Raw genomic sequence first — 9,964 nt, forward strand, 5'->3', positions numbered from 1 at the left:
CTTCAGCTGCTCGACCCTCCGCACCCGGTAGCGGACCGTCTTGGGATGCACCTGCAGCTCCTGCGCGGCTGCTCCGACGTCGCCGAAGCTGTCCAGGCAGACGCGCAGGGTCTCGGCCAGCACCGGGCCGTAGGCGTGCAGATCGCGTATCCGCGGATCCACCGGACATTTCTCGGCGGCGACCACGGTGACGATCTCGTCAAGCAGGACGGTGGTGCGCGCCTCGGCCAGCGACGTGACCTGCCCGATCGACACCGGACGCCGCTCGGCACTGTCGAGCACGCGGTCCACCTCGCTGCGCGCCGCTGCGACAGCCGCCAGACCGGCGACCGGCGCGGTGACGGTGCCCCCCGCTCGATACCGAGCTCGGCGCGCAAGGCGCCGAGCCTGCCACGTACCCAGGAGGATCAACCGACCCGGCCAACCGGACGTTCAGTAAGTAGCGCACAACGGTGACTCATCCAGGTTGACAGGTTCCGCGCCGGACCCGTCACTCCGACGAGTTGGTGTCTTTCGCATCACTGACATCCGCTTTGGGCAGCAGCTCTTCCAACACCGACCCGGTGATCCGCCGAAACGCCCGCCGCGGGCGGTTGGCATCGAGGATCGCCACCTCCAGGCTGGACACACCGAGTTGTGGCTGATCGTTGCCGGCGCCGTCGGCATTGCCCGCCCGCAGCGCGTTCAGCGCGATCCCCAACGCGTCGGTAAGTTCGGCGTTCTCGGCGTAGGTCTGCTTGAGCGCATTGGTCACCGGCTCGGTGGTGCCGCCCATGACCACGAAATACGGTTCGTCCGCGATCGACCCGTCATAGGTGACGCGATACAACTCGGGCGGTTTCGTCTCGCCGACATGGGCGACCTCGGCGACGCACAGCTCGACCTCGTAGGGCTTGGCCTGCTCGGTGAAGATCGTGCCCAGCGTCTGCGCGTAGACATTGGCCAACTGGCGACCGGTGACGTCCCTGCGGGCGTAGGCGTAGCCGCGGGTGTCGGCGAATTGGATGCCACCGCGCCGCAAGTTGTCGAATTCGTTGAACTTGCCCGCGGCCGCGAAACCGACCCGGTCATACAATTCGCTGATCTTCTGCAACAACCGCGACGGATTGTCGGCCACGAATAGCACGCCGTCGGCGTAGGTCAGGGCCACCACGCTGCGGCCGCGCGCGATGCCCTTGCGTGCGAGTTCGCTGCGCTCGCGCATCGCCTGCTCGGGCGAGATGAAATACGGGAAGCTCATGACTCACCCCAGAGGTCTGCTTCCGGGCCGAAAGTGTCGGCGCGCGAACGACTTTCGATGACCTCGCGCGCGAGTTCGGCGATGCGTTCCTCGGGCACATCGACCGCGCCGTCGGCGCCGATGGTGGCCGCCGTGGGGTAGATACCCCGCACCAGATCGGGACCGCCGGTGGCCGAGTCGTCATCGGCGGCATCGTAGAGCGCCTCGACGGCCACCCGCAGGGCAGAGTCGGCATCGGTTACCCGCGAGTACAACTTCTTCATCGACGACTTGGCGAACACCGACCCGGACCCCACCGACTGGTAACCCTCTTCCTCCATGTTCCAGCCGCCGGCCGCATCGAAGGACACGATCCGTCCCGCCTTTTGCGGGTCCGCGGCGTTGATGTCGTAGCCGGCAAGCAACGGCAGCGCCACCAAACCCTGCATCGCGGCGCCCAGGTTGCCGCGCACCATGGTGGCCAGCCGGTTGACCTTGCCGGGAAAAGTCAGCGGCACGCCTTCGAGCTTCTCGTAATGCTCGAGCTCGACCGCGTACAGCCGGGCGAACTCGACCGCGATCGCGGCGGTGCCTGCGATGCCCGTCGCCGTGTAGTCGTCGGTGATGTACACCTTGTTGACGTCGCGGCCCGCGATCAAGTTTCCCTGCGTGGAGCGCCGGTCACCGGCGATGACGACGCCGCCGGGGTATTTCAGCGCTACGATGGTGGTGCCGTGCGCCAGTTGGCCACCGGCCTGCGCGCCTCCACCCCAACCCGCCGGCAGCAATTCCGGCGCTTGGCGGCGGAGCAGGTCGGCGAACGAGGACAGATTGAGTGCTGAGGCGTCGGAAAGCGCGGGGTTAGTGGGCGGGCGGTCGGAGAACTGCCAGGTCACTGTCCACCCTTCTGCACGTACGCGCGGACGAAGTCCTCCGCGTTCTCCTCGAGGACGTCGTCAATCTCGTCGAGCAGATCGTCGGTGTCTTCGGCCAATTTCTCACGGCGCTCCTGGCCCGCGGCCGTGGTGTCGGTGACGTCGTCGTCATCGCCGCCACCACCACCGCGCTTGGTCTGCTCCTGCGCCATCGCCGCCTCCTGCTTGATGAACAGCCGCGTCACGCGCCTGTTGGTATTGCTCTACCCTACCGTTCCACTCCGACGTTTCTCGGCTCCATGGCGGTATTGTCGGCCCGTCCCGCCATGTCGCACGTCGTGCGCCCGCAAACAATCGACTCACCCGATATCAGCTGGTCAACTGCTGGACCAGCTCGGCAGCACTGTCCACCGAGTCCAGCAACGCGCCAACGTGGGCTTTGCTGCCCCGCAGCGGTTCCAGGGTGGGAATGCGGACCAGCGAATCGCCGCCCAGGTCGAAGATGACCGAGTCCCAACTCGCCGCCGCGATGTCGGCACCGAACCTGCGCAGGCACTCACCGCGGAAGTAGGCGCGGGTGTCCGTCGGCGGACTGTCGACGGCGTTGAGCACCTGCTGCTCGCTGACCAGACGCTTCATGGATCCGCGCGCCACGAGCCGGTTGTACAGACCCTTGTCCAGCCGGACGTCGGAATATTGCAGATCCACCAGGTGCAGCCGCGGCGCCGACCAACTCAGGTTCTCCCGTTGCCGAAAGCCTTCCAGCAGTCGCAACTTGGCCGGCCAGTCGAGCAGCTCAGCGCAGTCCATGGGGTCGCGTTCGAGTTGGTCGAGCACGTGCGCCCAGGTCTCGACGACGTCGGACGCGCGCGGATCAGGGTCGCGGCTGTCGACCAGCTTCGCCACCCGATCCAGGTAGATACGCTGGAGTGCCAGACCCGTCAGCTCACGACCGTCGGCCAGGGCAACGGTGGCGCGCAGCGCGGGATCGCGGCTGATCGCGTGAACGGCGTGCACCGGACGGGCCAGAGTCAGGTCGCTGAGGTCTATCCCGTGGGCGGGGCCCTCTTCGATCACGTCGAGCACGAGCGCGGTGGTGCCGAGCTTGAGGTAGGTCGAGGTCTCGGCGAGGTTGGCGTCCCCGATGATCACGTGCAGCCGTCGATACCTGTCCGCATCGGCGTGCGGTTCGTCACGGGTGTTGATGATCCCGCGCTTCAGCGTGGTCTCCAGCCCGACTTCGACCTCGATGTAGTCGGAGCGCTGGGACAGCTGGAAGCCCGACTCGTCACCGGATGGCCCGATACCCACCCGGCCGGAGCCGGTCACCACCTGGCGCGACACCAAGAACGGGGTCAGCCCGGCGATGATCGCCGAAAATGGCGTCTGTCGGCTCATCAGATAGTTTTCGTGCGTGCCGTAGGAGGCGCCCTTGCCGTCGACATTGTTCTTGTAGAGCTGCAGCTTCGCTGCCCCTGGCACGCTGGCGACGTGGCGGGCTGCGGCTTCCATCACGCGCTCGCCGGCCTTGTCCCAGATCACCGCGTCGAGGGGGTCGGTGCACTCGGGCGCGGAGTACTCGGGGTGGGCATGGTCGACGTAGAGCCGCGCCCCGTTCGTCAGGATCATGTTGGCAGCACCGACCTCGTCAGCGTCGACCACCGGCGGCGGTCCGGTCGACCGGCTCAGATCGAAGCCACGGGCGTCGCGTAGCGGCGATTCGACCTCATAGTCCCAACGGGTGCGTTTGGCGCGCTGAATGCCGGCGGCGGCAGCGTAGGCCAGCACCGCCTGTGTCGAGGTGAGGATCGGGTTGGCGGTCGGGTCCGAAGGCGACGAGATACCGTACTCGACCTCCGTCCCGATAATCCGTTGCATGCCATCAGCCTAGGCCCGCCGACCTCGTACCTCCGAGCGGCCTGCGAGGCGGGGCGGGAGGAGGCGGGCGCGACGCAGATGCCGGGAACGTGTCGTCCCACGGGACGCTGCCGGGAACGACGATTCCGATGCCGCAGCCGCTGATCAACACTTGTCCGTTCCTCGTCGCGCTGGCGTTCATGTACATCGGTGCCCGTGCGGTCGGCGAGGCGGATACCGTTCCACCTTCCTCGACCCGCTGATCGAGGACCTGCATGTCACCCTGATCGCGCGCAACCGCTACCGCGGTGCCCTCGCAACGGCCGCGCCCGCTGTTGACGCCTCGCACGGCACTGGCTAATTTCGCCGTGTGTCCGCCCCCGAATCCGACCCCGTAGCCGGTCAAGATGCGACCGACCTGGCCGGGAAGCGTTATGGCGAAGTGCTTCTGGTCCAGGTTGACGAGTCGGGCCCGCAGGCCACCGTCTACAACAGCTTCCCGCTCAACGACTGCCCCGCCGAGCTGTGGTTGACGCTCGATCCCCGGGCCATCGCCACCGAACACGGCGCGGCCGCGGCACTACTCAACGGCCCGCGCTACTGGCTGATGAACGCCATCGAAAAGAAGCCGCAGGGCCCGCAGGAGACGAAGACCTTCGGCGGGATCGAGATGATCCGCCGAGCCACGGTCGCGATGTCGTCGATGAACCCGGCTCCTTACAGCGTGAACGAGGTTGACCGCAACACGGTCTTCGTCTTCAACGCCGGCGAGGAGATCTACGAACTGCTCGACCCCGACGGGCGATGCTGGGTCATGCAGACCTACAGCCAGGTCGCCGATCCGGGCCTGTCACGCACGGACCTGCCCGGGCTTGCCGACCGGCTCAAGCTGCCCGAAGGCTGGAGCTACCAACCGCGAGTGCTCACCGAGACCCTGCGCATCGACACCACGAGCAAGCCGGCCAAAGTCACTCAGGACGACCTCACCAACAGCTATTCGCTCGCCGAGACATAAAATACGAACACCCTGCCCGGCGTGTCGTGTGCGTGGCTTATGTGTCGCGGTGGCGCTACAGGTACTGACCCAGGTTGGACTCGGTGTCGATGGCCCGCGACGCGCTCGACGACTTGCCGGTGACCAGGGTGCGGATGTAAACGATCCGCTCGCCTTTCTTGCCAGAGATCCGGGCCCAGTCATCGGGGTTGGTGGTGTTGGGCAGGTCCTCGTTCTCGGCGAACTCGTCGACGATTGAGTCGAGCAGGTGCTGGATGCGCAGACCCGGCTGCCCCGTTTCGAGCACCGACTTGATGGCGTTCTTCTTCGCCCGGTCGACGACGTTCTGGATCATCGCCCCGGAGTTGAAGTCCTTGAAGTACATGACTTCCTTGTCGCCGTTGGCGTAGGTCACTTCCAGGAACCGGTTCTCGTCGATCTCGGCGTACATCCGGTCGACGACCTTTTCGATCATCGCCTTGATGCAGGCCCCGCGGTCGCCGTCGAATTCGGCGAGGTCGTCGGCGTGCACGGGCAGCGACTCGACGAGGTACTTCGAGAAGATGTCCTGTGCCGCTTCGGCATCGGGCCGCTCGATCTTGATCTTCACGTCGAGGCGGCCAGGGCGCAGGATCGCCGGGTCGATCATGTCCTCGCGGTTGGAGGCGCCGATCACGATGACGTTCTCGAGCCCCTCCACGCCGTCGATCTCGCTCAAAAGCTGCGGGACGACCGTGGTTTCGACGTCCGAGGAGACACCGGTTCCCCGGGTGCGGAAGATCGAGTCCATCTCGTCGAAGAACACGATCACCGGCGTTCCCTCCGACGCCTTCTCCCGGGCGCGCTGGAAGATCAGCCGGATGTGCCGCTCGGTCTCGCCGACGAACTTGTTGAGCAGCTCGGGGCCCTTGATGTTGAGGAAGTACGACTTGGCCTCGCGGGCGTCGTCGCCGCGCACCTCGGCCATCTTCTTGGCCAGCGAGTTGGCCACCGCCTTGGCGATCAGCGTCTTACCGCAGCCAGGCGGACCGTAGAGCAGCACGCCCTTGGGCGGACGCAGCGCGTACTCCCGGTAGAGCTCCTTGTGCAGGAACGGCAACTCGACCGCATCGCGGATCTGCTCGATCTGGCGGGTCAGCCCACCGATATCGGAGTAGCTGACGTCGGGCACCTCCTCCAGGACCAGGTCTTCGACCTCGGCCTTGGGAATGCGCTCGAAGGCGTAGCCGGCTTTGCTGTCGACCAGCAGCGAGTCACCGGGGCGCAGCTTGCGGGGCTTGGTGTCGTCGTTGAGCGCATCCGGGACACCGTCGGGCAGGTCCTCGGCGACCAGCGGCTCGGCGAGCCACACGATGCGCTCCTCGTCGGCGTGGCCGACGACCAGAGCCCGGTTGCCGTCGGCCAGGACTTCCCGCAACGTGGAGATCTCGCCGACCGATTCGAACGTGCCGGCCTCGACGACGGTCAGGGCCTCGTTGAGCCGGACCGTCTGGCCCTTCCGCAGCACCGTGACATCGATGTTCGGCGAGCACGTCAGGCGCATCTTGCGGCCTGACGTGAACACGTCGACGGTTTCGTCGTCGTGGGTGCCCAGCAGGACGCCGTAACCACTGGGCGGCTGCCCGAGCCGATCGACCTCCTCGCGCAGCGCCAGCAGTTGCTGGCGGGCTTCTTTGAGGGTCTCCATCAACTTGGAGTTGCGGGCCGCCAGCGAGTCGATACGGGCCTCGAGTTGGTGCACCTCACGCGCTGTGCGGCCACCACCGTTCGTGCCAACGGCCTGCTCGAGTTGCTCGCGAAGCAGCGCCGCCTCACGCCGTAGTTGCTCCAATTCGGCAGCGTCACCACTGGACGGGTTCGGCCCCCGGGTGTCACCGAATGCATCAGAACGCTCTGAGTCACCCATGTTGCGCTCCTTTCCCGCACCAGGAATTGGTGCAGCGGATACTTCAACGCTACCGGCGATTGGCTCGTGATGTGTGGAACCGAATGCCGCCGAAAGGTTAAAACTGTGATGCCGCTGGTAACGTCGCGTTGCAGTCGGCGGATCGGAAGGGAATGCGTGACCCCAAAACCCCTTGCCACGGGAATGACCAGCGCCGACGTCACCGGCGCGGGAACCTCCGATGTGGCATGTACTGCGGTCGCCGACGCGGACGGGCAATGGCGGGGCTGACCGACTGGATGCGCCGGCAACTCTGCCTTGCACTGGCCGTTGCGGTCGCGTTCGGAATCTCGGCGTGTTCACCCTCCAAGCCCACGGTGGCGTTGCCGCTGTCCTCGCGGGCGGTACCGACGCCGCCACCTCCGGTGGCCACTCCCCCGAAGGTCGACTTGCCCACACCCCAGGCGCTGACCGACGTGCTGAACCGGCTCGCCGACCCGAATGTCTCCGCCGCCGACAAGGTCGACCTCATCGAGGGCGCGACCCCCGAGAATGCGGGCACCCTGGACAAGTTCACCACCGCGCTGCACGACAACGGCTATCTGCCGATGACCTTCGGTGCCGACGACATCGCGTGGTCGGACACCAACCCCTCGGACGTCAAGGCCACGGTCACTGTCCACACCGCCAAGGCGGACAACCGCAACTTCACCTTTCCCATGGAGTTCACTCCCTCCCAGGAAGGCTGGCAGTTGTCGCGACCGACGGCGGAGATGCTGTTAGCGCTGGGCAAGTCGTCATCGCCGACGACCTCCGGCCCGCCGGCCGCCCCCGCACCGGCTCCTCCCCAGGCTCCGGTTCCGGCTCCGCCGCGTTGACCGGCGTGATGTGGATCGGCTGGATCGAGTTCGACGTGCTGCTCGGTGACGTGCGATCACTGAAACAGAAGCGCTCGGCGGTTCGTCCGGTGGTCGCCGAGCTGCAGCGCAAGCTCGGCGTGTCGGCGGCCGAAACCGGTTCCCTCGGGCTGCATCGGAGGGCCGGCATCGGTGTGGCCGTGGTTTCCGGCGACCGCAGCCATGCGGCCGACGTCCTCGACGCCGCCGAGCGTCTCGTCGCAGCGCATCCCGAGTTCGAACTGCTGTCCGCGCGGCGCCGACTGGTGCGCAGCGGCGACCTGGACGGCCACCAGCGCTAGCCGTCGCGTCCCGGGCGCTTGCGGCCCAACGGCGCCGGGGCCACCGCGCCGGGAGCGAGCCGCCGCGTGAAGATCAGGAACGCGGTGTGCCCGCGCATCGTGTGTTGCGGCCGCACGGCCAGGCCGACCACGTTCCAGCCCCGCTGCAGGGTCTCCCAGGCGCGCGGCTCGATCCAGCACTGCTGGGCCCGCAGCGCCTCGACCGCCTTGGACAGCTGAGTTACCGTGGCAACGTAGATGATCAGGACCCCGCCGGCCACCACCAGCCGAGACACCGTGTCCAGCACGTCCCAGGGCGCGAGCATGTCCAGCACCGCGCGGTCGAAAAAGCCGTCGGGAAAGTCGGAGTCGCAGACGTCGCTGACGATCAGCTGCCAGTTCCCGGGCGGACGGCCCGGATCGCCGGAGAAGTCAGCGACGTTGCGCCGGGCGTGCTCGGCGTGCTCGGCGCGCTGCTCGTAGGAGACCACCCGCCCGTCGGGCCCGACCGCGCGCAGCAGCGAAAGGGTCAGCGCGCCGGACCCGGCCCCGGCCTCGAGCACGCGCGCGCCCGGGAATATGTCGCCCTCGTGCACGATCTGGGCGGCGTCTTTGGGATAGATCACCTGCGGCCCGCGTGGCATCGACATCACGTTGTCGACGAGCAGCGGGCGCATCACGAGGAACAGGGCGCCGTTGCTGGACTTGACGACGCTGCCCTGCTGCAGACCGATCAACGCGTCGTGGGCGATCGAGCCGCGGTGGGTGTGGAACTCGGCGCCGGGGGCCAGCGACAGCGTGTAGCGCCGGCCCTTGGCATCGGTGAGCTGGACGCGTTCCCCGCTGGTGAACGGGCCGGTGGCAAACACGCCGTCCAGCGTGCCAGCCGACTCGCCGTCGCCGGTGCCCGGGGTTGTCGGCGCGCAGACCTAGGCTGCGGGAATGACCGTCCAACCGGAGACACGCCCGCCGCGGCCGGCTCCAAAACCGGCTTCAAAACCGGCTTCAAAACCGGCACTGTCACCGTCGCGGGCGGCGGACTTCAAGCAGTGCCCGCTGCTGTACCGGTTCCGGGCGATCGACCGGTTGCCCGAGGCCCCGTCGGCGGCGCAGTTGCGGGGTTCGGTGGTGCACGCCGCATTGGAGCAGCTCTACGGCCTGCCGGCAGTGCGGCGCGGCCCCGACGCAGCGCGGTCCCTGGTGGAGTCGGCGTGGGAGCACGTGGTCGCCGCGGAGCCCGACCTGGCCGGCCAGTTCGATCCCGACCAGCGGAGCCGGCTGATCGAGGAGGCCCGGGACCTGCTCTCCGGCTACTACCGGCTCGAAGACCCGACCCGGTTCGACCCGCAGTGCTGCGAAGAGCGGGTGGAAGTCGAACTTGCCGACGGCACGCTGCTGCGCGGCTTCATCGACCGCATCGACGTCGCCGCCACCGGCGAGGTGCGGGTGGTGGACTACAAGACGGGCAAGGCGCCGCCGGCCGCACGGGCTGCGGGGGGCTTCATGGCCGAGTTCAAGGCGATGTTCCAGATGAAGTTCTACGCGGTGGCGCTGCTGCGTTCCCGCGGTGTGCTGCCCACCCGGCTGCGCCTGATCTACCTCGCCGACGGTCAGGTGCTGGACTACTCGCCGGATCACGACGAGCTGCTGCGCTTCGAGAAGACGCTGATGGCGATGTGGCGCGCCATCCAATCCGCCGGCCAGAGCGGCGATTTCCGGCCCAAGCAGTCGCGGTTGTGCGACTGGTGTCCCCACCAGCAGCACTGCCCACTGTTCGGGGGAACGCCCCCGCCCTACCCCGGCTGGCCGGAAACCTCTGCGGTGGAAGGTGTTCCGCCTTGCCCCTCAGCGCTGTCACAGAGCGGCGAGAGCTCCTGAAGCATCGTGGGGACGAGCTCGCTGACGGTGGGGTGGATGTGCATGGTGCGCGACAGCGTGGTGTAGGACGCGTCGGCCG

General features: G+C 67.3%; 10 protein-coding genes and 1 pseudogene. 4 read left to right on the forward strand and 7 right to left on the reverse strand.

The window, feature by feature from the left end; genetic code table 11:
* From ACOJVU_RS12685 to dop, 5 genes and pseudogenes are all read right to left on the reverse strand, one after another.
* Window positions 1-407: pseudogene (locus ACOJVU_RS12685) on the reverse strand (helix-turn-helix domain-containing protein); the annotation flags it as partial.
* An 83-nt stretch (window positions 408-490) separates the two neighbouring features.
* On the reverse strand, window positions 491-1,240 hold the full coding sequence (gene prcA / locus ACOJVU_RS12690) for a proteasome subunit alpha (protein WP_421530100.1): 750 nt from the start codon (window positions 1,238-1,240) through the stop codon (window positions 491-493).
* Complete coding sequence (prcB, locus tag ACOJVU_RS12695) at window positions 1,237-2,115, reverse strand: proteasome subunit beta (RefSeq protein ID WP_421530101.1); 879 nt, start codon at window positions 2,113-2,115, stop codon at window positions 1,237-1,239. Before prcB ends, prcA begins: the two co-directional genes overlap by 4 nt.
* A complete protein-coding gene (locus ACOJVU_RS12700; RefSeq protein WP_421530107.1) occupies window positions 2,112-2,306 on the reverse strand; it encodes a ubiquitin-like protein Pup in 195 nt (64 codons plus the stop codon). Before ACOJVU_RS12700 ends, prcB begins: the two co-directional genes overlap by 4 nt.
* Window positions 2,307-2,463: 157 nt before the next feature.
* Entirely contained in the window at window positions 2,464-3,972 is a 1,509-nt protein-coding gene (gene dop, locus ACOJVU_RS12705) for a pup deamidase/depupylase (protein WP_421530102.1), read from the reverse strand.
* 349 nt (window positions 3,973-4,321) lie between these two features.
* Here dop and ACOJVU_RS12710 point away from each other — a divergent pair, with 349 nt between their 5' ends.
* Window positions 4,322-4,966 carry a hypothetical protein gene (locus ACOJVU_RS12710; RefSeq protein ID WP_421530103.1) on the forward strand — a complete coding sequence of 215 codons (645 nt, stop codon included), beginning with the start codon at window positions 4,322-4,324 and terminating at the stop codon, window positions 4,964-4,966.
* A gap of 55 nt (window positions 4,967-5,021) precedes the next feature.
* Here the strand turns inward: ACOJVU_RS12710 and arc are convergent, their stop codons facing one another.
* A complete protein-coding gene (gene arc / locus ACOJVU_RS12715) occupies window positions 5,022-6,851 on the reverse strand; it encodes a proteasome ATPase (RefSeq protein WP_421530104.1) in 1,830 nt (609 codons plus the stop codon).
* A 278-nt stretch (window positions 6,852-7,129) separates the two neighbouring features.
* On the opposite strand from arc, the gene ACOJVU_RS12720 reads away from it, so the two are divergent.
* Both ACOJVU_RS12720 and ACOJVU_RS12725 read left to right on the forward strand, forming a co-directional pair.
* A complete protein-coding gene (locus tag ACOJVU_RS12720; RefSeq protein WP_421530108.1) occupies window positions 7,130-7,708 on the forward strand; it encodes a hypothetical protein in 579 nt (192 codons plus the stop codon).
* A gap of 8 nt (window positions 7,709-7,716) precedes the next feature.
* Window positions 7,717-8,028, forward strand: a complete 312-nt coding sequence (locus tag ACOJVU_RS12725) for a DUF503 domain-containing protein (protein WP_421530109.1) — start codon at window positions 7,717-7,719, stop codon at window positions 8,026-8,028.
* Here the strand turns inward: ACOJVU_RS12725 and trmI are convergent.
* Window positions 8,025-8,876: a tRNA (adenine(58)-N(1))-methyltransferase TrmI gene (gene trmI / locus ACOJVU_RS12730; RefSeq protein WP_421530105.1), complete on the reverse strand. Its 852-nt coding sequence runs from the start codon at window positions 8,874-8,876 to the stop codon at window positions 8,025-8,027. The genes ACOJVU_RS12725 and trmI overlap by 4 nt on opposite strands.
* 73 nt (window positions 8,877-8,949) lie before the next feature.
* On the opposite strand from trmI, the gene ACOJVU_RS12735 reads away from it, so the two are divergent.
* Complete coding sequence (locus tag ACOJVU_RS12735; protein ID WP_421530106.1) at window positions 8,950-9,885, forward strand: RecB family exonuclease; 936 nt, start codon at window positions 8,950-8,952, stop codon at window positions 9,883-9,885.
* The last annotated feature ends 79 nt before the right edge of the window (window positions 9,886-9,964 follow it).

The sequence above is a fragment of the Mycobacterium sp. THU-M104 genome (assembly GCF_049197365.1).
GTDB lineage: Bacteria > Actinomycetota > Actinomycetes > Mycobacteriales > Mycobacteriaceae > Mycobacterium.